The sequence below is a fragment of the Vibrio sp. 1F255 genome (assembly GCF_041439145.1).
Taxonomy (GTDB): domain Bacteria; phylum Pseudomonadota; class Gammaproteobacteria; order Enterobacterales; family Vibrionaceae; genus Vibrio; species Vibrio crassostreae_C.
Window position 1 is genome coordinate 58722 of the sequence record NZ_JBGONQ010000001.1, and the last position, 22289, is coordinate 81010.

A 22289-nucleotide genomic window follows, 5' to 3' on the forward strand; every position below is an offset into this window, starting at 1 on the left:
ATTCATCACTTTCTAAGGCAATAGCAACACTCATTAAGCTAATGATTAAGCTAAGAGCAAAAAGGCCGAACATCATGGATGTTCGGCCTTTTTCTATAACAAGATCAATTACTTTTGATGTTCAGGGTCATCGTCTAATGCGTGACTCGGTAAAGCATTCCAAACCGCCTTAACTAACGTTGCCAACGGGATAGCAAAGAACACGCCCCAGAATCCCCACAGTCCACCAAACACTAACACGGCAACAATAATGGCCACTGGGTGCAGGTTCACCGCTTCAGAGAAAAGAACAGGAACGAGCACGTTACCATCTAGCGCTTGGATAATACCGTAAGCGAGAAGCAACCAGTAAAACTGAGGCTCTAATCCCCACTGGAACAGGCCTACAATCGCCACAGGAACAGTCACAGCTGCCGCGCCGATATAAGGGATCAGTACCGAGAAGCCAACCGCGACAGCCAACAAGACTGAATAACGCAGATCCAGAATCGCAAAGGTTACGTAGCTGACACCACCAACAATTAAAATCTCTAAGACTTTACCGCGAATGTAGTTCGAGATTTGCTGGTTCATCTCTTCCCATACTTTGGTCGCTAAACGACGATTTCGAGGAAGTACACCGCTCGCCATTCTGATCATCTCTTCTTTGTCTTTTAACAAGAAGAAAATAAGCAGTGGTACAAGAATCAAGTAAACCGCTAAGGTCGCTAAGCTCACAAGAGAAGCAAGAGAACCTTTGACAACACTTTCACCAAAACCTAACGCTTTGTTCTTGGCGTTAGACATAATGGACTCAACGATCTGCAGGTTAGCTAATTCTGGATAGCGTTCAGGAATCGTCGCAATGAAGTTTTGCAAGCTGCCATACATGCTTGGGATATCATTAATTAGATTGCCCACTTGTTGCCAAATGGTTGGTACCAAGCCAAAGATCGCAAGTAGCATCACGCTAAAGAACATCATGATCACCAACATCACCGAAGGCGTTCTTGGAACACCGAGTCTTTGAAGTTGGGTAACAGGCCACTCAAGCAAATAAGCCAACACAATCGCAACCAAGAGTGGTGCAATTAGGTGACCAAAGAAGTAGATCGTAATAAAGCCGAAGAGAATGATGGCAACCAAACTGACAGCATGGGGATCAGAGAAACGTCGTTTATACCAACGATTGACCATTTCAAGCATCTGACTGCAATTCCTTTTTAGTGACGAGGAGATGATGGTAATTAGAGCAAACCTCAGTGATGACGTCATAGGCTTGCTTAGACAAATAAGTAACAATATCTTTCATCGAACTGTTATCAGACACATAAATTGACAATGACTGCCCTACTTCTAACTTTACACTGTGACGCTTGGCTAATAATAGCGCCATTGGACAGCGCTCTTGGCGTAAATCTAGAATATTAGGTGTCATTCTTGAGCTCGATGCTTATTATAAGGGTCGTATTGTAATCTGTTTTTGAAAACGCGCCATCATTCATTCATCCTCCTTCATGATAGCGCACGCACTTGGCAAAGGTTAAATCAGATAAAGAACCAATTTCCATTGCACTTGTCTTACTGTCAGAAGAAACGGAGTATTACTGACTAATATGTTTAAACGCGCTCGCTCAATTGCTTGCTTATGCATCGCAGCTACATTAAGCACCCCAACTATGGCGAATACCAATAGTTTGGAGCTACCAGATATCGGTACCGCTGCTGGCGGCACACTCACTATCGACCAAGAGCTTATCTATGGTGATGCCTACATGCGCATCATCAGAAGTAGCCAGCCTATCGTAAACGACCCAGTTCTAAATCTATATATTGATACTCTTGGCCATCGTCTGGTCGCGAACGCAAATGATGTAAAGACACCTTTCCAGTTCTTTATGATCCGTGACCGCAACATCAACGCCTTTGCTTTCTTTGGTGGTTATGTTGCTTTGCACTCAGGTCTATTCCTGCATGCACAATCTGAAAGTGAATTAGCTTCTGTATTAGCGCACGAAATCGCGCACGTAACCCAACGTCACTTAGCGCGTAGTATGGAAGACCAAGCGCGCCGCTCTCCAGCAACCATTGCAGCGCTAGCAGCCTCTGTATTACTGGCAATTGCAGCTCCTGAAGCCGGCATTGCAGCCCTAACGGCAACGACTGCGGGTAATATGCAAAGCCAAATCAACTACACCCGTAGTAATGAAAAAGAAGCCGACCGCTTTGGTATCAACACGCTAGCAAAAGCTGGGTTTGATGTGAATGCGATGCCACGTTTCTTTGGCCGTTTAGCTGATGAATATCGCTATGCGAGCACACCACCGCCAATGCTACTGACTCACCCATTACCAGAAGACCGAATTACCGATTCACGTGCTCGTGCTCGTAGTTACCCGCCACTGAAACTGGCTCCCTCTCTGGACTACCACCTAGCAAGAGCCCGCATTGTTGCGCGCTATGCTGGCATTAATAATGATGCTGCTCTTGATTGGTTTGAGCGTCAGCTAAAGAAAGCCCCTAAAGCTTTGGTTCCGTCATTAGAATATGGCCAAGCACTGGTTTACCTAGACTCTAAAAAATTAGACAAAGCAGAGCCCATCCTGAACAAGCTGATTAACAGCGATCCAACCAACCTGTTTTATCTAGATGCTATTTCGGATCTGCACATCGAGAAGAAGCAGCCTGAGATTGCGATTAAAGAACTTAAATCGGCACTGGTTCGTCAACCAAACAACCCGGTTCTGACCATTAACTACGCCAACGCACTGATTGAAAATGAAGATCTTCAAGAAGCGGTTCGCGTATTGCAGCGTTACACGCACGATAACCCGAATGACACCAATGGCTGGCACTTACTTTCAAAAGTAAATACGAGCCTTGGTAATAGCGACGAAGAACTGGCTGCTCGTGCAGAAATTTTGGCACTGCAAGCCAACTGGAACAAAGCGATTCAGTACTACACGCAAGCAAGCCAAATCGCAGAATTAGGAAGCCTAAAACAAGCACGCTACGACGCTCGAATTGATCAGCTAATGATTCAACGAGAGCGCTTCTTGTCGCTACAATAGAGTGTTTACTGGTAACGCTCGTTGCCAGTATAAAAAGAAAGCTCAACGTTACACAAAAAAAAGAAGTCACCTATGGTGGCTTCAGCTAAACAATTAAATCAAAAATAATAATGAGGAAGAACCATGTCTGTCGTGATTTATCATAACCCACGCTGCTCAAAGAGCCGTCAAACTCTAGAAGTGCTTCAGGAAAACGGCGTACAGCCAGAGGTAATCAAATACCTAGAGACTCCGTTAACAGTTGAACAGCTGAAAGTACTGTTCACTCAGCTTGGTTTTGACAGTGTTCGCGACATGATGCGCACCAAAGAAGCGGACTACAAAGAAGCAAACCTTGGTGATGCTTCAGTCACTGATGAAGATCTTTTCGCCGCGATGGCAACCAATCCAAAACTGTTTGAGCGCCCAGTCGTTGTCGCGAACAACAAAGCAAAAATTGGTCGTCCACCAGAGCAAGTGCTAGAGATTCTGTAATCCAATATGAGCATTAACATTCTTGTTCTTTACTACAGCCGCCACGGCAACACACAAGCTCTAGCAAGGCAGATTGCACGAGGGGTTGAGTCTATCCCAAACTGTGAAGCCATGTTAAGAACGGTGAACGACGTGTACACGGTAGAAGAGCAGCCTGATTCACGCTATCAACCAACCGATCCTATTGCCTCGTTACAAGAGCTTCGATCTTGTGATGGTTTGGCGCTAGGCAGTCCGGTTTGGTTTGGTAACATGGCCGGGCCAATGAAGCACTTTTGGGATAGCACGACATCAATGTGGATCAATGGTGATCTCATCGATAAGCCAGGTTGTGTATTTACCTCTTCTTCATCATTGCATGGTGGTCAAGAGACAACACAACAAAGCATGATGTTGCCCCTGCTTCATCACGGCATGTTAGTCGTGGGCATCCCCTACTCAGAACCGGCGCTGCACACCACTCAAACTGGTGGTACGCCTTATGGTGCAAGCAGTACTGGAGAGAGCGCTTCACTTAGCAAAGAAGAGATTGAGTTGGCGCAAAACCTAGGTAAACGCCTAGCGCGCATCGCAATAAATCAGAAGGGAATTTCTCAATGATGTATATGCCAGAGAAGGCTATGTCTCCCAAAACCAAGCTATTTCGCTACCTTGCTTTAGCGGGCAACTTGTCGCTTTTATTCTGGGTGGTGGCTTGGCAGATGACGCTTTCACCGCACCCTCATCTCAGTAATGTCACACTGGCGATTGCTTGGGCTATCCCGCTGTTATTGCCATTACCGGGCATTTTAGCAGGAAAACCTTATACGCACGCATGGGCAAATTTCGTCTTGATGCTCTATTTCCTACACGCATTAACTATCTTGTATGTAGCCGATGGTGAACGTTTATTAGCGGCTGTAGAACTGCTTCTGACGACTCTAGGTTTCGCGGGCAATATCTTATTTACTCGCTTTAGAGCCAAAGAGTTAGGCATCAAGTTGAAGCGTCTTTCTGAAGTAGAAAAGAGAGAGAAAGCTAAGTTCGAGCAATAATATTGAGCCCATGCTTTTAAACTGACCGCTTACAAACAAAAAGCCCTGCGAGATTGCTCTTGCAGGGCTTTTTTCAAGTTTTCATTTCAATCAGTCATGTCAGCTGACAATTATGAGCGAACCCACTCGTATACCAAGCTTGGCTTAGCATGTACTGGCGCAGTGATGGTTAGATCTTCTGTACTAGAATCCTCTAACGTTGCGTCAGGCGTATTCGTTAGCTCAGCATCCTCAGATATCTCGTTGCCCTTAATCACTTGTACGCCTGAGTCAGTTTCGTCACCAACGACTTCAGCAGCGTCTGTTGAATCATCACCTACAGACATTGTGTTGTCTTGAGTTTCAAATTCAGGGCTCACTTCAGGCTCAATGTAAGATTCTTCAACCTTCGCGACTTGTCGAATACTTGCTACTTCTTGCTCAAACTCTTGTTGAGTCGACAATAAGTGAATTCGGAAAGTGACTTCGTTGTTCTGAATCTTCAGAATATCTAGGCTTGCCACCGAGTTTAGACGCTTAAGTGCGTTCTCTAACTGGAAGAAGTCTTGAGCATTATTCAGGCTAATAAACTGCGTTAAAATCGATTCTGATGACTCACTCGCTACCGTCACAGCACTTTTTCCTGCGTAGTAGTTACTGATTTGGTCAACTAACTTCTTAGAAGTCGTGTCGCTGTTACCCGATAGTGAACCACTTACAGGCGATGTTGGTGCACTCGTCAATTGACTTGGCTTTTGATCGTATAGAGCCCAACGTAGGCCTGAAGATTGAGCCTTTATCACCAACACAGCATCAACAGGATAACGCTGACTCGCTTTACTGATTGGCGTAACAAAGCTACCCCACAAATCAGAAGTCGCAATACCCGTAATATCGTCAAAGTCACCCACAGGCAGCGTTAGAGGCAAGCCACGCTCTTTTGCGTTAGCTTGTAAGCTAGCTGCTAACTGTGAGTTAGAGTGTTCCCACACGATATTCTTGTCGTAGTTGTCCTCTTCCACCAGCCAAACAAGGATGTTTGAACGCGTGTCAGGCCAGTACGGTAACTGTGCTTGAGTCAATAGCGAACGGATTTGAGCACCGTTAAAACGCATACGCAATGTTGAGTGGTCATTGCTTTCACCAAAACTCATTTGAGACATGTACTGCGAACTCTTGCGCATCGCCTTTTGAATCGTCTCATTCGAAGCGACATCAGTTTGGCCGGTCGCACGTATCAATACCTGCTCCATACCTGTATTTCTTGCCACTTGTTCTGGCTGTTTGTCTTCAGCGTTAATCGCAACTTCAGCACTAAAAATATCTACTTGAGTTAAGGCATAACTCGGAGAGGCTGATAGTCCCATCAACAACAATGCTATGTAGCGCATACTGATCCTAATATTCAAATCTTGTGCCTAGATGATAAGCAACTATGGATTGAGGGGCAAGGTCGATAGCGCCCACTGTGTTTAATAACCACAAAATATCACCTGGCCATGATAAATCGCTCACTTATAAACTGAATTTCTAGGGCTTAGATGGATATAAAACATCATTAAGATAAATAAATTTGATCTATTTGGTGTGGCAATCGATTGCTAAGTGATAGAATCCCGCGAATTTTATTTTTCGCTTTTCATATAACGACCATTTTAAGGACATAACATGAAAAATGCTCTGCAAGGTGCGCAAATGCTGTTTGTAGCATTTGGTGCGCTTGTACTCGTGCCGCTACTAACAGGACTTGACCCCAACGTTGCACTCTTTGGCGCAGGTATCGGTACCCTTTTATTCCAACTTATTACACGCCGTTCAGTGCCAATCTTCTTAGCGTCTTCTTTCGCATTCATCGCGCCTATCATGTTTGGTATTCAAACATGGGGCGTTGGCGCAACCATGGGTGGCCTAATGGCGGCAGGTGTTGTGTATGTACTAATGGGCGCGTTAATTAAAGTTCGTGGCGTTGGCTTCATCCATAAACTGCTTCCACCCGTCGTTGTTGGCCCTGTGATCATGGTTATCGGTTTAGGTCTTGCACCTGTTGCAGTTAACATGGCGCTAGGTAAGACAGGCGATGGTGCGGTTCAGCTTGTTGATGCAGACGCAGCACTGTGGATCTCTTCAATTTCACTGTTAGTGACGATTGTCATCAGTGTATTCTCGAAAGGCTTCCTAAAACTGCTGCCTATCTTTGGTGGTATTGTTGCGGGTTACATCACTAGCTTGATATACGGCGCGGTAGACTTCACACCAGTGGCTCAAGCGTCTTGGTTGGCACTACCGAACTTCACTGCACCTGAGTTCAACATCAACGCTATCTTCTTCATGGTATTTGTTGCGATTGCACCTGCCGTTGAGCACGTTGGCGACATGCTTGCGATCTCTAACGTAACCGGCAAAGACTACCTTAAGAAGCCAGGCCTGCACCGCACAATCACAGGCGATGGCGTGGCAACAATCGCAGCTTCTATGCTGGGCGCGCCACCAAACACTACTTACAGTGAAGTAACAGGCGCAGTAATGCTGACGAAAGCATTCAATCCAGTAATCATGACTTGGGCTGCTGTTACTGCCATCGTTCTTGCATTAGTTGGTAAGCTAGGCGCACTACTTCAAACGATTCCGGTTCCAGTAATGGGCGGCATCATGATTCTACTGTTTGGCTCTATCGCAACCGTTGGTCTTAACACGCTAATCAAAAACAATGTTGACCTACACAAATCACGTAACCTTGTGATTGTGGGCATTACTTTAGTCTTTGGTATTGGCGGCATGGCCTTTGGTATCGGTGACTTTAGCCTACAGGGCGTAAGCTTGTGCGGTATCGTTGCGATTCTACTTAACCTAGTACTTCCAGAAGAGCTAGGTGACAACACTGTGGTAGATAAAGCTCAAATCGATTAATGAGTCGGTAAGGCTAGATTCCAAAGAATCACAACCTAACAAGATCAAAAAAGGGAGAGCATCGAATGCTCTCCCTTTTTATTAATACGGTTAATTCAGCGAGTTAAGGAACTGTTTAGAGTCACTTAAGCTGAAACCGAATTACTTAGTACCGAAGATCTTATCGCCAGCATCGCCAAGACCAGGAACAATGTAGCCCTTGTCGTTTAGCTTCTCATCGATTGCAGCCGTGTAAAGCTCAACATCTGGGTGCGCTTTTTCTAGAGCAGCGATACCTTCAGGAGCAGCAACAAGCACAAGAATCTTAAAGTGCTTACAACCTTTCTCTTTCATCAGGTCGATAGTCGCGATCATAGAACCACCTGTCGCAAGCATTGGGTCTACCACTAGAGCAATACGCTCATCGATGTTAGATGCAAGCTTGTTGAAGTATGGTACTGGCTCAAGTGTTTCTTCGTCACGGTAGATACCAACAACGCTGATACGTGCACTTGGGATGTGCTCAAGAACGCCGTCCATCATGCCTAGACCAGCACGTAGGATTGGCACTACCGTTACTTTTTTACCTTTAATTTGGTCAACTTCTACTGGACCGTTCCAACCGTTAATCGTCACACGCTCAGTTTCAAAGTCTGATGTCGCTTCGTATGTTAGAAGGCTACCCACTTCTGTCGCTAGCTCACGAAAACGCTTAGTGCTAATCTCACCTTCACGCATCAGGCCAATTTTATGTTTTACTAGCGGGTGTTTCACTTCAACAACTTTCATTTCCAACTCCGGCAATATTTAAACAAACCTGTAGATTATACACGAACTCTAGGGTTATTTCAGAATCTTTATTCTAATAAAAAAAACCGCGCAAACGTTTGCTCTTCATATTCAAGCCCTGTTAGAATAGCGCCGTTTTCACATCCAACTTAAGTTCGAGGACTATCCCGTGAGTGGTAATACTTCTTCTCTAAGCTACAAAGACGCTGGTGTTGATATCGACGCAGGTAATGCACTAGTAGACCGTATCAAAGGTGCTGTTAAACGCACTCGTCGCCCTGAAGTAATGGGCGGTATTGGTGGCTTTGGCGCCCTATGTGAACTTCCAACGAAATACAAAGAGCCGGTACTTGTTTCAGGTACTGATGGTGTTGGTACTAAACTTCGCCTTGCTTTGGATCTGAAAAAACACGACACCATTGGTATCGACCTAGTGGCAATGTGTGTGAACGACTTAATCGTTCAAGGTGGTGAACCGCTATTCTTCCTAGACTACTACGCAACAGGTAAGCTAGATGTAGATACAGCAGCAGACGTTGTTTCTGGTATTGCTGAAGGCTGTGTTCAAGCTGGCTGTGCACTAATCGGTGGTGAAACTGCTGAAATGCCAGGCATGTACGAAGGCGACGACTACGATGTAGCTGGCTTCTGTGTTGGTGTTGTAGAAAAAGCGGACATCATTGACGGCACTAAAGTAGCAGCAGGCGACGCACTTATCGCTGTTGGCTCAAGTGGTCCACACTCAAACGGTTACTCTTTAATTCGTAAAGTCCTAGAAGTTTCTGGTGCTGATAAGAGTGAAGAACTAGAAGGTCGCACTATCGGTGAGCACCTACTAGAACCAACTAAGATTTACATCAAATCGGCACTTAAGATGATTGCAGAGCATGACATTCATGCTATCTCACACATCACAGGTGGTGGTTTCTGGGAAAACATCCCACGCGTACTTCCTGAAGGTACTAAAGCAGTCATTGATGGCAAGAGCTGGGAATGGCCTGCTATCTTCAACTGGCTACAAGAGAAAGGTAACGTGGAGACATTCGAAATGTACCGCACTTTCAACTGTGGTGTAGGCCTAGTTGTTGCTCTACCTAAAGATCAAGCAGACGCTGCTGTTGAACTACTGAAAGCTGAAGGCGAAAACGCTTGGGTTATCGGTGAGATCGCAAACGCTGAAGCTGGCGAAGAGCAAGTTGAAATTAAATAAGTGATACGCTCACTTACTTAGTTAATCAATGAGGACCTAATGGTCCTCATTTTGCTATTTAGCCCGCAGAAAACCTTAGTTTATGTAGGTACATTGTAAACAATTCAGTTAATCAATCGTATGACCCACTCTATGAAAAACAATCACTCAAATAAAACCAGTCACTCTCAGAACAACATCGTTGTGTTAGTTTCAGGAAGCGGAAGTAACTTACAGGCTATTTTAGATGCCTGCGATAGCGATATGATTGATGCATCGGTTAAAGCTGTCTTCTCAAACAAAGCAGAGGCTTTTGGATTAGAACGAGCGAAAACCGCAGGTGTTGACGCTCATTCAGTTAATCCAAAAGACTTTGGTTCACGTGAAGAGTTTGACCATGAATTGATGGTTCAGATCGATGCTTACCAGCCAGATTTAATCGTACTCGCTGGCTACATGCGAATCCTGAGTTCAGAGTTTGTTCGTCACTATGCAGGGAAAATGGTCAACATCCACCCTTCTCTGTTGCCGAAATACCCAGGCCTACACACCCACCAGCGTGCCATTGATGCGCAAGACAAAGAACACGGTACTAGCGTCCACTTTGTTACCGAGGAGCTCGATGGCGGCCCTGTGATCTTGCAAGCTAAGGTGCCGGTATTTGAAGATGATGATGCTGATATGTTGGCAAGCCGAGTGCTGACTCAAGAACACTGCATTTACCCTATGGTCTGCAAGTGGTTCGCGGAAGACCGTTTATCAATGGTCAATGGACAGGCTGTGTTAGACGGTAAAGCATTAGGTAAACACGGTTACGCAGAAGAGTAATTCGTCAAACGACTCTCAGACAACAAATTGCTGAAAAACAAAAAGGCCGCTTACTGACTGGTTAGTGCAGTAAGCGGCCTTCGTTTGTTCGGGTTCAAGCAATACGATCTACAGCATTAGCTTAATGGCTCTGTCGGTGCTTGGCTCGCTACCTTTTTCGGCGCATAAGCAACATCTTCTAACGCTTGATGGTTGTTGCCAATCAGCTCACCAAAATGAAACAGTGCGTATTCGCCCGGCTTCATTCTAAACCACTGTTCATTGTCCGTAAGAGGTTGAGTTGCTACCACCGTCACCACATCATTTGGCGTAGTCTCTTCTTGGAAGTTTATCTCAACATCTTCATCAATCAGGCTCGCTTTACCAAAAGGTGCGCGCCTTGTTATCCAGTACAAATGGTTAGTACAGTAAGTCATCACGTACTCACCATCACTCAACAACATGTTGAAAACGCCTTTCTCTCGGAGCTGGTCACAACATTCCGCTACGAAGCGAAACATACCTTCCATATCTTGAGGTGGCTCAGGGAAACGCTCTTCAAGTTGTTTGAGTAGCCAACAGAAGGAGAGCTCACTGTCTGTCTCGCCAACCGGTCTGAAACGACCACTAATCAGATCGTCGTAATCCGTTAATTGACCATTGTGAGCAAAGGTCCAGTATCGCCCCCAAAGCTCACGAGTAAAAGGGTGTGTATTCTCTAGATTAACACCACCACGGTTCGCTTGACGGATATGACTGACAACGGCTTGGCTTTTAATTGGGTAGTTTTGAACCAACTCAGCAATCTTTGATTCACAGCTAGGGTTAGGATCTTTAAATGTACGAAAACCCTTTCCCTCATAGAAGGTAATACCCCAGCCATCACGATGCGGGCCAGTATTGCCTCCACGCTGCATAAGACCAGTAAAGCTAAAACAAATATCAGTTGGCACATTCGCGCTCATACCGAGCAATTCACACATGGTTTAATCTACTCCCTATTAAAACCAATGGAGCCACAAACATGGGTTCCAAATGTCTGTAAAACTATTATTCCATCTCTTTTTCAACAAGCTGAATCACAATATGAATGATCTTAATGTGAATCTCTTGGATACGATCTGCGTAACCAAAGTGTGGTACTCGGATTTCGATATCAGCACAACCCGCCATTTTGCCGCCATCTTTACCCGTCAATGCAATCGTCTTCATGCCTTTAGCTTGAGCAGCTTCAATCGCTTTTAGAATATTGGCAGAGTTACCTGAAGTCGACAGACCGAACAACACATCACCTTTACGACCCACCGCTTCTACATAGCGAGAAAACACGTGGTCGTAGCCAAAATCATTACTCACACAAGATAAGTGGCTAGGGTCTGAAATCGCAATGCCAGCGTAGCCCGGGCGATTTTCACGGTATCGGCCTGTTAGCTCTTCCGCGAAGTGCATCGCATCACAGTGTGAGCCACCGTTACCACAAGAAAGCACTTTGCCTTCTTGTTTGAATGAGTCAGCAATCAGTTTTGCAGCCGCTTCAATTTGAGCAATGTTGTGATCATCACTCAAGAACTTGTTAAGAACGTCAGCAGCTTCGTTCAATTCACTTTTGATTAGGTCTTGGTACATAAGGCTTATCTCTTATATTTTTTTTACGCAACTTAAGGTACGTGAAATGAGAGCTGAGGTTTTTTCCCTCTTTTACCTGAGTTTACCCACAAACATGAAATAGTGTCGACACTTAAGCCCAAAGATTGCCACCTTAATTAACTTGTCGTTGTAAATCCGTCCAAATATTCGCCACCAACCTCTCACAATTAGAATTTTAACTCTATTGAGATCACTTTTTACTCACCTTGGAGTTTTACAAATATTTAATATTTTGTTTACACTTGACTGGTTAGACCTCTTACCTAAAACTTAATAACAATAAGTGATCTCTGAAAAGGAAATCGATCATGAACATATTGCTCTCCCTACTCGGCATGACCGCCATCTTAGGCGTCTGTCTTTACCATAGAGTTAGTCTGGTACGTGCATTAGTTGTATTAACCGGCGCAATGGTAGCATTAACACTGCTTGGCGGCGTGGCTGTTACCGGCTGGCTTTGCTATCTATTAGCCGTTGCGATCTTTGCTGTACCGACCATTCGTCAGACACTGATCAGCCAAAAAGCACTCTCTTTATTTAAGAAAGTTCTACCGGCGATGTCTCAGACAGAAAAAGAAGCACTAGAAGCCGGCACAGTATGGTGGGAAGCAGAGCTGTTCAAAGGCAAACCTGAATGGAAGAAACTTCAGAACATTGCTGACCCGAAACTCTCTGAAGCTGAGCAAGCGTTTTTAGATGGTCCAGTAAATATCGTGTGTGAAATGGTCAATGATTACCAAGTCACTCATGAGCTTGCTGATTTGCCACCAGAAGTATGGCAATACCTGAAAGACCATAAATTCTTCGCCATGATCATCAAGAAAAAATACGGCGGCTTAGAGTTCTCAGCTTACGCTCAATCTTTGGTTCTACAGAAGCTAACAGGCGTTTCTAGTGTATTGTCATCGACGGTTGGCGTACCTAACTCATTAGGCCCTGGTGAGCTTTTACAACACTACGGTACAGAAGAACAAAGAAACCACTACCTGCCTCGCCTAGCGGAAGGTAAAGAGATCCCTTGTTTCGCACTAACTAGCCCAGAAGCTGGCTCAGACGCTGGCTCTATTCCAGATTACGGTGTGGTTTGTAAAGGCGACTGGCAAGGCGAAGAAGTACTCGGCATGCGCCTAACTTGGAACAAGCGTTACATCACTCTCGCGCCTGTCGCGACGGTATTAGGCTTAGCTTTTAAACTTCGTGACCCGGATGGCCTGCTTGGTGATCAAAAAGATCTTGGTATCACTTGTGCGCTTATCCCAACGGATTTAAAAGGCGTAGAGATTGGCAACCGCCACTTCCCACTAAACGTACCTTTCCAAAATGGCCCGACGCAAGGCGACGATATCTTCGTGCCTATCGATTTCATCATTGGCGGTCAGAAAATGGCCGGTCAAGGCTGGCGTATGCTGGTTGAGTGCCTGTCGGTTGGTCGTGGTATCACACTGCCTTCAAATTCAACTGGTGGCATCAAGTCTGCCGCGCTTGCAACTGGCGCTTACGCTCGTATCCGCCGTCAGTTCAAACAGCCTATTGGCCGCATGGAAGGGGTTGAAGAGCCACTTGCACGCCTTGCAGGTAACGCTTATGTAATGGACGCTGCAAGTAACCTAACCGTTGCGGGCATCGACCTTGGTGAAAAGCCTTCGGTTATCTCTGCAATCGTTAAGTACCACTGTACTCACCGTGGCCAGCGCAGCATCATTGATGCGATGGATATCGTCGGTGGTAAAGGCATTTGTTTAGGCCCATCGAACTTCCTAGCTCGTGGCTACCAAGGCTCGCCTATCGCGATTACGGTTGAAGGCGCAAACATCCTGACTCGTTCAATGATCATCTATGGTCAAGGTGCGATTCGCTGTCACCCTTACGTACTGAACGAAATGGAAGCGGCTTATTCTGAAAGCAGCGATGCGCTTGATAAGTTTGATTCAGCGTTAGCAGGGCACGTTAGCTTTACGATGAGCAACCTAGTCCGCAGCTTGTGGTTTGGTTTAACCGATGGTCGTGGTTCTGATGCGCCAACACCTTCAAATAAAACAGATAAACAGACACAGCGTTACTACCAACAGCTAAACCGCTACAGTGCAAACCTAGCGCTACTGTCTGATATTTCAATGGCAGTTCTAGGCGGATCACTGAAGCGTAGAGAACGTTTATCAGCAAGACTGGGTGATATCTTAAGTCAACTTTACCTCGGTTCAGCAACGTTGAAGCGCTTTGAAAGTGAAGGCAGCCACGCTGAAGATCTACCGTTAGTACATTGGGGGATGCAAGATAGCTTACGTCAGACTGAAGTGGCGATTGATGAATTCTTAGCGAACTTCCCTAACCCTGTGATTGGTCGTCTGCTTCGTGTTGTGCTAATGCCATTTGGTCGTATCCGTCGTGCTCCAAACGACAAGCTCGATAGCAAAGTTGCGCACATTCTACAAACACCAAGCGAAACACGCTCTCGTATAGGTCGCGGCCAATACCTAGAAGCGACGGAATACAACCCAGTAGGTAAGATTGAAAAAGCGCTAGAAGTGATTCTTCAAGCTGAACCTCTGTTCGACAAAGTCTGCAAAGAGACACATCAAAAACGTGCCTTCTTACGACTTGATCTTGTTGCTCAGTTGGGACTTGAGAAAGGTATCTTAACGCAAGACGAAGCAAATCTTCTGATTAGCGCTGAGGAACATAGACTGTACACGATTAACGTGGATGACTTCTCACCAGAGGAGCTTGCAGCAAAATCTCAGTACCCAGACCAATCGATTGATAACGTCGCTTAAGGCCAGAAAAAGAAACAAAAACGGGACTACTATGAGTCCCGTTTTTTTGTTCATGATTTCGTTGCCACAAATTCCAATGCTTTATCTAGCAGCTTATTCTCTCTAGACAATCTAATCATCTAAGCGAGTTACTTGGGCGCCTTGAGCTGCATCTCAGGTAACGCTTTTTTCTTCGCCTTGACCTTACGAACCACAAACCAAATCAATAAGCCCAATAGAATAGCGACCACATTACCCACCGCAATAATGATCATACTGCGCTGTCTGTCATCTTCACGTTTTTGAAGGATCATCAACTCTGTTGCGATACGCTTCTGTTCAGCAAGAGCTTCTTCTTGAAGACGTCGTGACTCTGCTAAGTCGATATCTTCAACAACGCTGTACGACTGCTCGGTAATTGGAAAAATCAGCGGGCGCTGACTTGAAGCATCAGTGGCATAAACCATCCCTGACCAATTATAAATTCCTAAATCGCCATTATAAGGCACCTCTAAAGCGACTTTCATTGCGTCGACTTCAGCTTGCCCCTGCTTGTACATCACATATTCATCAGAAGCCTTGTGCTCAACATGAACCGCTAACGAGCTCGGTGCAATCATCCCCTGTTCACCAGACACCACAATAGTATGAGGTAAACCCTCTTTTCGTGATTGAATGAAGGTGCTAGTGATCGGTGTTGGGTAAACCAAGACTTCTTGCTCTTGCGCTCGCAGGAACACGCCATTACCAGAGGTAATACGCGCTCGGTATTTACCGGGCTCGATATCAATTGGCAAAGAGACAGTGAACACACCATCTCCGGCCTTTTCATCAAGATCAGCGCCATCATCGGCAAACTCGCCCATCACAACCGGCACCGGGCGCGCTTCTCTCACCAAAGACTCTTCGTTTTCAACAAACTTAGTAAAGGTAACCTTAAGCTTCACGCGATCGAGAAAATCGCGCAGCACCAGCGGCTTGCCATCAGAAGTCAGTCGAGCGGTAAATTTGATGCGCTCTGTTTGATACAACTTATCTGGGAACTCATTAGCATCCAAAACAAGATGAGACAGCAGCTTGATATTGTTCTTAGGGGAAACTTTACCTATCGCTTGCCAAGGGCCGGGCATCGGATTGTCGATAGAGATAATGTCCATGGACGATTCTTCGTACCAACGGACATTATCAGCATTGCGCCAAGAGTAGTATTTCTTGCCATCAGGGCGAACCAAAACGACAGGTTTAGAGTTATCGGCTCGATAAATCACAAAGGTGACTTGTTCAATACTGGGATCAACTCTAAAACGGTTGTCCAATAAACTCATAACGGATTCTGTTGCTGCATGTAAGCCAAAACTTAACAGCAATAAGCAACCGGTAGCCAATACCCTTAACATACTTTCTCCCTACTGACGCCAGAGGCAGCTTCCGCTTTTCTCGACGAGATCTAAACGACTTTGATGCGCTTCTACTTCATCGGCCGTAGCTCGTAAAACCTTTAGGGATTTTCGACCACTTTCTACTCTTCGTATGCTTTCGGCTTCACCTTCCTGTTGACCAGCGTTAAATTGCAGCGAAGTTTGACCACCCGTCATCAATAAGTAGACGTCGGCTAGGATCTCCGCATCGAGCAATGCGCCGTGGAGAGTGCGGTGCGAGTTATCGATACCGTAACGGTCACATAAGATATCTAGGTTGTTTCTTTTACCTGGGAATATCTTCTTCGCCATTGCCAAGGTATCGGTAACTTTACAGTAGTCATCCGTTTTACCTATCGCTGGGTTGAGCTTCTCAAACTCATAGTCCATGAAGCCCGTATCGAAGGGCGCGTTATGAGCCACCAGCTCCGCACCTTTGATAAAGTCGAGAAACTCTTTATGAATGTCTTGGTATTCAGGCTTATCAATCAAGAATTCATCGGTAATACCGTGAACGCCAATCGCCTCTTCTTGAATCGCACGACCGGGCTTGATGTAGACGTGGAAATGACGCCCGGTCAGCCTACGGTTGATGATCTCTACTGCACCAATTTCAACGATGCGGTGACCCATATAGTGAGGGCCACCTTCTGTATTCATACCGGTGGTTTCGGTATCGAGTACAACAATGCGCTTATTTTCGTTCGAACTGTTTTTTTCGTTCGTGCTTTGTTCTGGAGTGCTACTGGTATTCATAAGGATAACTGTGTCAGACTATGCCGATAATGTGCTTGAGGTAATAGTATCAAATCATGACGAAACAAGTTGAAATTTTCACTGATGGTTCTTGTTTAGGCAACCCTGGTCCCGGCGGCTATGGCATCGTACTTCGCTACAAAAAAGTCGAGAAGACGCTAGCAGAAGGTTTCACGCTAACAACCAATAACCGTATGGAAATGCTCGCCGCTGTCGTTGCTCTCCAAGCCCTCAAAGAACCTTGCTCTGTGATTCTGACAACAGATAGCCAATACGTGCGTCAAGGCATCACACAGTGGATTCATAACTGGAAAAAGCGTGACTGGAAAACAGCCGACAAGAAACCGGTTAAAAATGCCGATCTGTGGCAAAGGCTCGATAAAGAAACCGCTCGCCATAGCGTTGATTGGCGCTGGGTAAAAGGACACGCGGGACACAGAGAAAACGAAATGTGTGATGATTTAGCGCGAAATGCAGCGGAGAATCCGACTCTAGAAGATACGGGCTATCAACCAAGCTAATCGTCTTTTTAATTAGACGCACATTTCAGAAAGCGATTTATAATTTCTTAAACTAATTGACAATTTCTCAATCGAATTGATAGATGAAAAGCCGACAACTAATCGGCTTTTTCTGTTTTTAGCGGATATGACGCTTTGGCTGAATCCATTGTACGGCGCGTATTGGTTCTAAAACTTGCCCCAACAGGCGAGAAACGTCGCTTGAGGTGCCAATGTGGTTTGATGGGTTTTAGCGGGTAAGTACGCTTACGAGCAACAATAAAGTATTGGCTTCCGGCGAAGGATGCACAACCACCTAAGCTGTTCTCCAACCACGTCCACATCGCTTGATACTTACTCATCGGAAACAGCGCGTAGGTGTCACAATGAATTACTTCATAGTTAAGTACACCTAACCAGTCTTTAATTCGACTTGGCGTGTACATACGCCCACTCCAAGGCAAGCTGTTCTTTCGCCAAGGCATCAAACTGGCAAGCCCAGTGACACTGATTGGGTTGAAGCCCGTGATAATGATATAGCCATCGTCCATCATCACTCGGTCGACTTCTCTCAATAAGCGATGCGGGTCATTGCTATAGTCTAGCTGATGACTCAGTACTACAACATCAAAGCTTTTCTCCAAAAAGGGTAAATTATAGCCATCCGCTATCACATTATGTAATGGGTTCTGGATATCTAGGTTTACTTGATGTTGAATGTTGCATGTGCAGCTAGAAATCTCACTACTGAGGCCACCGAGCTTGAGCATATGGTAACCAAATAGCTTTGGGCACCACTCATCGAGTCGAGTTTGAATAGATTCTCTCAACCAGTCCCCATTGTGCAATTGCGCCCAAGTGTAAGGACGTTCAAACTTCTTTCTGCTACGTGCTGGCTTCATCAATAATCTGTCTCACTTATTCTGTCGCACTAATAGTGACTGGAGAACCAATAATGTTACATATCAAAAGCATACCTGCATTTAACGACAATTACATCTGGCTGATTCAAAATAGCGATCGCCGTTGTGCTGTCGTCGACCCTGGTGATGCGGCTCCAGTATTAGAGTACTTGGCACACCATGAGCTAACTTTAGATGCAATCTTGATTACACACCACCACCACGATCACATTGGTGGTGTTCCAGAACTCGTTAGACAATTTCCCGGCGTGGATGTTGTCGGTCCAAGGAATGAACCTATCCCTACCTTAACTCATCCGGTCGATGATGGTGATCAATTAGAACTGTTTGGCGAAGTATTCCTCGTCCTAGGGCTCAGTGGCCATACTGCGGGTCATATTGGTTATGTGGGCGATGCCAAACTGTTTTGTGGTGATGTGTTGTTCTCTGCGGGCTGTGGCCGAATCATGGAAGGCACACCACAACAGATGTTCGATGCACTGAATAAGATCACGGCGCTTCCTCAAGAAACCGAAGTTTATTGTGCACATGAGTACACTGCAGCCAATATCGCTTTCGCATTAGCCGTAGAGCCTGATAACCAACATTTGCAGCAATATCGCGACCAAGTGAACCGACTTCGCGCTCAAAATAAGTCGACCATCCCCACAAATTTGAGACAAGAGAAGTTTGTGAACCCCTTCCTGCGCTATACCGAGCCAAGTGTAGTGAAATCAGTGTCTAATCGCACCGAGCAGACCGACCCTTTATCGGTATTCACCGCTTTACGTGCGTGGAAGAACGAATTTTAACAAATACAGACTTGTCACTCATAGGGGTGGCAAGTATTATCATCGGCCGTTAATTAAAAAGGCTGTAACATGCGAGTTAAGTACAGCTGGGCTTTGGTATTACTACTTTCTGGTTGCCAATTAACTCAGTCAGAGAATCCAGACCAAGCTTCCGAGCAAACCAACACATCTCCTACTAAAGAAGTTTCTCAAGCGAACGTTTCATCAGAAGCAACAGCCAAAGAAGATCAAAAAGTTGAAGCACCTGTCGTTACTCCACAAACACAAGAAGATGTTTGGAAACGCATTGCGATGCAACTTGAAATGGAAGTGCCAGACCAAAAGAAGGTCGACTACTACCGAACTTGGTATCTCAAGCACCCGAGTCATCTAAAAACAGTATCAAAGCGTGCTGAACCTTTCTTGTATCTGATCACGACTAAGATTGAAGAAAAAGGCTTACCACTAGAATTGGCACTACTACCCGTTGTAGAAAGCTCTTTCGATGCGTTTGCCTACTCTCATGGCAGTGCTGCTGGTCTATGGCAATTCATTTCAGGCACTGGCAAAGACTACGGGCTTGAACAGAACTTTTGGTATGACGGCCGCCGCGATGTTGCCGCCTCTACCGACGCCGCATTGGACTTCCTCTCAGATCTTAACCGACGTTTCGATGGCGACTGGAATCATGCGATTGCTGCCTATAACAGTGGTGGTGGTCGAGTAAACAGCGCAATCCGCAAGAACAAGAAGCTTGGCAAGCCAATCGACTTTTTCTCTTTGGACTTACCAAAAGAGACCAGCAGCTATGTACCTAAACTGCTTGCTCTAGCAGATGTCATTGCCAACCAAGAAAAGTATGGCATCGATATTCCGGCGATCCCGAATAAGCCAGTGCTGACTCTGGTTAACCCTGAAGAACAGCTTGATTTAGCCATTGCTGCGAACTACGCAGGCATTCCTGTCAAAGAACTTCAAGGTTACAACCCGGCTTACAACCAATGGGCAACGGCACCAGAGAAACACCAACAACTATTACTTCCTTTAGATTCAGTTGAGAAATTCAACAAAGAAGTCGCTGCCAATAAAGGCAAAGGCATGAAGTTGGTGCGTTACAAGGTTCAATCTGGTGACAGCATTAGCGTACTGGCAAGCAAATATAACACCACCAGCAAAGTGATCCGCTCTGCAAACGGTTTGAGCAACAACAATATTCGTATTGGCCAGCACTTACTTATCCCAACATCCACCAAAGACGACAAGACATACGCCCTAAGCGCCTCAAACCGCCTAGCAAGCACACAGTCGAAGAGTCGTGGTCAATATAAGCTCAGCCATACTGTAAGAAGTGGTGACAGCCTATGGACGATTGCACGCGCAAATAAGGTCTCTCATCAATCACTGGCTAAGTGGAATGGCATGGGACCACGCGACACGCTTAGAGTTGGTCAAGAACTGGTCATTTGGAAGAACGGCTCAGACGGCGCCATCATCCGTACGATCTTTTATAACGTAAGATCAGGTGACACAGTCAGCGGTATTGCATCAAAGTTCAAAGTAAAAAGTACAGATGTTGTAAAATGGAACACTTTGCAGAACAAAAAATACCTACAGCCAGGACAAAAACTGAAGCTGTATGTTGATGTAACTAAGGTAAGTGTATGAACCCGTCAAGTAACCCACTCGTCATGCTGTTGGATATATTCCGTTCGCCAACAGCTTGTTTCTTAGCGCTTTATCAACGAAGTGCTTGGGGATGGCAACCCTACGTCGTATTAATGCTCAGCCCATTTTTGTTTTGGGGTGCTTATTTTTCGAATGTAGATTTTGCATGGTTAAGTGCAGAGCTCTCGCAGCAACTGGCTCAAACGAACCCTGACCAATTGGCGTTACTTGACAGCAATACCTTACTCGCAAGTGAAATCATCAGCGACGTATTTGGCCGAACATTAACCATCGTTCTATTGGCATTCTGGTTTAACCTAGCAACCAAGCCAAGCCAACATCAGCACAGCTTTTGGCGATGGTTTGCAGCGGCATCGGTTGTTATATTCCCAGCTGTTTTAGGTGATGTAGCAAGCTACGCAAGCCTGATACTCAAGCATGGACATGTGATGAACTACGCTGCCGACTTGAACAGCTTAAATGGCTTGATCAAGTTACCGCTAACTAATGATTGGTCACAGTTTGCTAGCTCATTACCACTGCTTCTGCCATGGTACATCGTGCTAGGTTATGCTGCAGTATTAACGTGGACTGAGTTTGAACGCGGGCAAGCGCTTGTGATTTCAGGCTTACCATGGGTTGGCTACTACCTAATCTGGGCGCTCTACATTTTAATCTTTTAAGTAGAAGAGATAAGGCTAGCGAAGACTCTCTAGCCTATTGTTCCGTTAGATTTCCCAAGGTAACCACCGTGCGAATGGTTAAGTTCCAATGACTAATAGCTAATCACTATTTAGCCTTAAAGGTCACTCGCATAGGGTTATGATCAGAAGCGTCCGTAATGGGCGCTTTTGCTTTTTCTACCTCTAGCCCTCGATAGAACACATGGTCGAGCACCAGTCCTGTAATGAACTGAGTTCTGTTATCTGGCTCAAAGGCAACTTCCGTCAAACCAACCTTCTCCAACGCATCTTTCAATACAGCAAAGCGAGCTTCACTCCAGCTATTAAAGTCCCCAGCAAAAATAACCGGCCCACGATACTTTTGCAGATTGTCAGTTAAGCTCTTGAGCTGAGCCTCGTAATCTTCCGTACCAAAGGTAAAGTTCACAGCGTGGATATTAATCACAGCCAGCTCTTCGCCATTGTTTAGTTGGTAACGCGACCAAAGCGCCGATTTAGGCAGTTGAAGCCAAGGTTCTTCATGAGTATAAGCACACGCTTCAATCGGTAAATGGGTTGCTAGGTTGAGTACCCCAGCACTTTGCTCAAAGGCCTCAAACGCATTAACACGTGTGCTTCCCCACTGTCCGCTCATTACCCATTGGCGAAGTCCTTCTGTCATACTAGCTTCTTGCAGCAAGACTAAATCGCTACCTGCCGACAGCTTATTTAACTCACTCTGCCAATTATTTCGGTTTTGCTTGTAGATATTCCACACCGTAATGTCTAAGCCATCAGACACATCAATCGCTTTCGGTGCAGAGTTTTGGTAGCAACTGTAGATGTCGTTACTGGTACTTTGAGAGCAAATGATCAGGTTGGGTTTATTCGGGATCACGAAGATAAAATGAAAACTAACGACAGCAAGCGTTATCAATAACGTGATAACAATGATGGTTTTCTTAAACATACAGCACCCTACCAGAG

22 protein-coding genes are annotated in these 22289 nt (G+C 45.5%); 12 read left to right on the forward strand and 10 right to left on the reverse strand.

The genetic code is table 11. The annotated features are described in order from the left end of the window. Positions 1-108 precede the first annotated feature (108 nt). Together ACED41_RS00305 and ACED41_RS00310 are read right to left on the reverse strand one after the other, a co-directional pair. Positions 109-1185 carry an AI-2E family transporter gene (locus ACED41_RS00305; RefSeq protein ID WP_017063383.1) on the reverse strand — a complete coding sequence of 359 codons (1077 nt, stop codon included), beginning with the start codon at positions 1183-1185 and terminating at the stop codon, positions 109-111. After that, a complete protein-coding gene (locus ACED41_RS00310) occupies positions 1178-1417 on the reverse strand; it encodes a sulfurtransferase TusA family protein (protein WP_017060709.1) in 240 nt (79 codons plus the stop codon). The genes ACED41_RS00305 and ACED41_RS00310 overlap by 8 nt, the downstream gene beginning before the upstream one ends. Positions 1418-1595: 178 nt before the next feature. Here ACED41_RS00310 and ACED41_RS00315 point away from each other — a divergent pair, with 178 nt between their 5' ends. The 4 genes from ACED41_RS00315 to ACED41_RS00330 all read left to right on the forward strand — a co-directional run bounded on the left by ACED41_RS00315 (position 1596) and on the right by ACED41_RS00330 (position 4558). After that, positions 1596-3050 carry a M48 family metallopeptidase gene (locus ACED41_RS00315; RefSeq protein ID WP_017060710.1) on the forward strand — a complete coding sequence of 485 codons (1455 nt, stop codon included), beginning with the start codon at positions 1596-1598 and terminating at the stop codon, positions 3048-3050. Between the two features lie 123 nt (positions 3051-3173). Next, positions 3174-3524 carry an arsenate reductase (glutaredoxin) gene (arsC, locus tag ACED41_RS00320; RefSeq protein WP_017060711.1) on the forward strand — a complete coding sequence of 117 codons (351 nt, stop codon included), beginning with the start codon at positions 3174-3176 and terminating at the stop codon, positions 3522-3524. A gap of 6 nt (positions 3525-3530) precedes the next feature. Continuing rightward, entirely contained in the window at positions 3531-4124 is a 594-nt protein-coding gene (wrbA, locus tag ACED41_RS00325; RefSeq protein WP_017060712.1) for an NAD(P)H:quinone oxidoreductase, read from the forward strand. Continuing rightward, on the forward strand, positions 4121-4558 hold the full coding sequence (locus ACED41_RS00330) for a DUF2069 domain-containing protein (protein WP_371724312.1): 438 nt from the start codon (positions 4121-4123) through the stop codon (positions 4556-4558). The genes wrbA and ACED41_RS00330 overlap by 4 nt, the downstream gene beginning before the upstream one ends. A 110-nt stretch (positions 4559-4668) precedes the next feature. Here the strand turns inward: ACED41_RS00330 and ACED41_RS00335 are convergent, their stop codons facing one another. After that, entirely contained in the window at positions 4669-5928 is a 1260-nt protein-coding gene (locus tag ACED41_RS00335; protein WP_371724313.1) for a DUF2066 domain-containing protein, read from the reverse strand. 277 nt (positions 5929-6205) lie between these two features. Between ACED41_RS00335 and ACED41_RS00340 the strand changes: the two genes are divergently transcribed. Next, complete coding sequence (locus ACED41_RS00340; RefSeq protein WP_371724314.1) at positions 6206-7444, forward strand: uracil-xanthine permease family protein; 1239 nt, start codon at positions 6206-6208, stop codon at positions 7442-7444. Between the two features lie 141 nt (positions 7445-7585). On the opposite strand, the gene upp is transcribed toward ACED41_RS00340, so the two are convergent. After that, positions 7586-8212 (reverse strand): uracil phosphoribosyltransferase, encoded by a 627-nt coding sequence (upp, locus tag ACED41_RS00345; RefSeq protein WP_017060716.1) that lies wholly within the window; start codon positions 8210-8212, stop codon positions 7586-7588. Between the two features lie 169 nt (positions 8213-8381). On the opposite strand from upp, the gene purM reads away from it, so the two are divergent. Then, positions 8382-9422 carry a phosphoribosylformylglycinamidine cyclo-ligase gene (gene purM, locus ACED41_RS00350; protein WP_008222945.1) on the forward strand — a complete coding sequence of 347 codons (1041 nt, stop codon included), beginning with the start codon at positions 8382-8384 and terminating at the stop codon, positions 9420-9422. 132 nt (positions 9423-9554) lie between these two features. Further along, the gene (gene purN / locus ACED41_RS00355; protein ID WP_371724315.1) at positions 9555-10229 is read left to right on the forward strand and encodes a phosphoribosylglycinamide formyltransferase; all 675 of its coding nucleotides are present in this window, start codon (positions 9555-9557) and stop codon (positions 10227-10229) included. Positions 10230-10345: 116 nt separating this feature from the next. On the opposite strand, the gene ACED41_RS00360 is transcribed toward purN, so the two are convergent. Continuing rightward, positions 10346-11191: a class II glutamine amidotransferase gene (locus ACED41_RS00360; RefSeq protein ID WP_065583986.1), complete on the reverse strand. Its 846-nt coding sequence runs from the start codon at positions 11189-11191 to the stop codon at positions 10346-10348. Between the two features lie 67 nt (positions 11192-11258). After that, positions 11259-11834, reverse strand: coding sequence for a D-sedoheptulose 7-phosphate isomerase (lpcA, locus tag ACED41_RS00365; RefSeq protein WP_017063379.1), 576 nt, complete (start codon positions 11832-11834; stop codon positions 11259-11261). A gap of 329 nt (positions 11835-12163) precedes the next feature. On the opposite strand from lpcA, the gene fadE reads away from it, so the two are divergent. Next, positions 12164-14629, forward strand: coding sequence for an acyl-CoA dehydrogenase FadE (fadE, locus tag ACED41_RS00370; protein ID WP_029235127.1), 2466 nt, complete (start codon positions 12164-12166; stop codon positions 14627-14629). Positions 14630-14757: 128 nt separating this feature from the next. Here fadE and ACED41_RS00375 read toward each other — a convergent pair whose 3' ends face one another. Together ACED41_RS00375 and dnaQ are read right to left on the reverse strand one after the other, a co-directional pair. Next, the gene (locus ACED41_RS00375; protein ID WP_065583988.1) at positions 14758-16005 is read right to left on the reverse strand and encodes a TIGR03503 family protein; all 1248 of its coding nucleotides are present in this window, start codon (positions 16003-16005) and stop codon (positions 14758-14760) included. 9 nt (positions 16006-16014) lie between these two features. Further along, positions 16015-16782, reverse strand: a complete 768-nt coding sequence (dnaQ, locus tag ACED41_RS00380; RefSeq protein WP_371724316.1) for a DNA polymerase III subunit epsilon — start codon at positions 16780-16782, stop codon at positions 16015-16017. Positions 16783-16838: 56 nt separating this feature from the next. Between dnaQ and rnhA the strand changes: the two genes are divergently transcribed. After that, a complete protein-coding gene (gene rnhA / locus ACED41_RS00385; RefSeq protein WP_017060723.1) occupies positions 16839-17303 on the forward strand; it encodes a ribonuclease HI in 465 nt (154 codons plus the stop codon). A 98-nt stretch (positions 17304-17401) separates the two neighbouring features. Here the strand turns inward: rnhA and ACED41_RS00390 are convergent, their stop codons facing one another. Further along, positions 17402-18184: a class I SAM-dependent methyltransferase gene (locus tag ACED41_RS00390; protein ID WP_017060724.1), complete on the reverse strand. Its 783-nt coding sequence runs from the start codon at positions 18182-18184 to the stop codon at positions 17402-17404. 53 nt (positions 18185-18237) lie between these two features. Here ACED41_RS00390 and gloB point away from each other — a divergent pair, with 53 nt between their 5' ends. The 3 genes from gloB (at position 18238) to ACED41_RS00405 (ending at position 21323) form a co-directional block, all read left to right on the forward strand. Beyond that, positions 18238-18996, forward strand: a complete 759-nt coding sequence (gene gloB / locus ACED41_RS00395) for a hydroxyacylglutathione hydrolase (RefSeq protein ID WP_017060725.1) — start codon at positions 18238-18240, stop codon at positions 18994-18996. Between the two features lie 69 nt (positions 18997-19065). Beyond that, a complete protein-coding gene (locus ACED41_RS00400; RefSeq protein ID WP_017063374.1) occupies positions 19066-20640 on the forward strand; it encodes a LysM peptidoglycan-binding domain-containing protein in 1575 nt (524 codons plus the stop codon). Then, the gene (locus ACED41_RS00405) at positions 20637-21323 is read left to right on the forward strand and encodes a YIP1 family protein (protein WP_017060727.1); all 687 of its coding nucleotides are present in this window, start codon (positions 20637-20639) and stop codon (positions 21321-21323) included. The genes ACED41_RS00400 and ACED41_RS00405 overlap by 4 nt, the downstream gene beginning before the upstream one ends. A gap of 106 nt (positions 21324-21429) precedes the next feature. On the opposite strand, the gene ACED41_RS00410 is transcribed toward ACED41_RS00405, so the two are convergent. After that, on the reverse strand, positions 21430-22272 hold the full coding sequence (locus ACED41_RS00410) for an endonuclease/exonuclease/phosphatase family protein (protein ID WP_371724317.1): 843 nt from the start codon (positions 22270-22272) through the stop codon (positions 21430-21432). Between the last annotated feature and the right edge of the window lie 17 nt (positions 22273-22289).

Excerpts from the sequence above, each read along its gene's own strand:
- ACED41_RS00305 (WP_017063383.1), bottom strand. The coding sequence starts at position 1,185 with ATGCTTGAAATGGTCAATCGTTGGTATAAACGACGTTTCTCTGATCCC.
- ACED41_RS00310 (WP_017060709.1), bottom strand. The coding sequence starts at position 1,417 with ATGACACCTAATATTCTAGATTTACGCCAAGAGCGCTGTCCAATGGCG.
- ACED41_RS00315 (WP_017060710.1), top strand. The coding sequence starts at position 1,596 with ATGTTTAAACGCGCTCGCTCAATTGCTTGCTTATGCATCGCAGCTACA.
- arsC (WP_017060711.1), top strand. The coding sequence starts at position 3,174 with ATGTCTGTCGTGATTTATCATAACCCACGCTGCTCAAAGAGCCGTCAA.
- wrbA (WP_017060712.1), top strand. The coding sequence starts at position 3,531 with ATGAGCATTAACATTCTTGTTCTTTACTACAGCCGCCACGGCAACACA.
- ACED41_RS00330 (WP_371724312.1), top strand. The coding sequence starts at position 4,121 with ATGATGTATATGCCAGAGAAGGCTATGTCTCCCAAAACCAAGCTATTT.
- ACED41_RS00335 (WP_371724313.1), bottom strand. The coding sequence starts at position 5,928 with ATGCGCTACATAGCATTGTTGTTGATGGGACTATCAGCCTCTCCGAGT.
- ACED41_RS00340 (WP_371724314.1), top strand. The coding sequence starts at position 6,206 with ATGAAAAATGCTCTGCAAGGTGCGCAAATGCTGTTTGTAGCATTTGGT.
- upp (WP_017060716.1), bottom strand. The coding sequence starts at position 8,212 with ATGAAAGTTGTTGAAGTGAAACACCCGCTAGTAAAACATAAAATTGGC.
- purN (WP_371724315.1), top strand. The coding sequence starts at position 9,555 with ATGAAAAACAATCACTCAAATAAAACCAGTCACTCTCAGAACAACATC.
- ACED41_RS00360 (WP_065583986.1), bottom strand. The coding sequence starts at position 11,191 with ATGTGTGAATTGCTCGGTATGAGCGCGAATGTGCCAACTGATATTTGT.
- lpcA (WP_017063379.1), bottom strand. The coding sequence starts at position 11,834 with ATGTACCAAGACCTAATCAAAAGTGAATTGAACGAAGCTGCTGACGTT.
- fadE (WP_029235127.1), top strand. The coding sequence starts at position 12,164 with ATGAACATATTGCTCTCCCTACTCGGCATGACCGCCATCTTAGGCGTC.
- ACED41_RS00375 (WP_065583988.1), bottom strand. The coding sequence starts at position 16,005 with ATGTTAAGGGTATTGGCTACCGGTTGCTTATTGCTGTTAAGTTTTGGC.
- dnaQ (WP_371724316.1), bottom strand. The coding sequence starts at position 16,782 with ATGAATACCAGTAGCACTCCAGAACAAAGCACGAACGAAAAAAACAGT.
- rnhA (WP_017060723.1), top strand. The coding sequence starts at position 16,839 with ATGACGAAACAAGTTGAAATTTTCACTGATGGTTCTTGTTTAGGCAAC.
- ACED41_RS00390 (WP_017060724.1), bottom strand. The coding sequence starts at position 18,184 with ATGAAGCCAGCACGTAGCAGAAAGAAGTTTGAACGTCCTTACACTTGG.
- gloB (WP_017060725.1), top strand. The coding sequence starts at position 18,238 with ATGTTACATATCAAAAGCATACCTGCATTTAACGACAATTACATCTGG.
- ACED41_RS00400 (WP_017063374.1), top strand. The coding sequence starts at position 19,066 with ATGCGAGTTAAGTACAGCTGGGCTTTGGTATTACTACTTTCTGGTTGC.
- ACED41_RS00405 (WP_017060727.1), top strand. The coding sequence starts at position 20,637 with ATGAACCCGTCAAGTAACCCACTCGTCATGCTGTTGGATATATTCCGT.
- ACED41_RS00410 (WP_371724317.1), bottom strand. The coding sequence starts at position 22,272 with ATGTTTAAGAAAACCATCATTGTTATCACGTTATTGATAACGCTTGCT.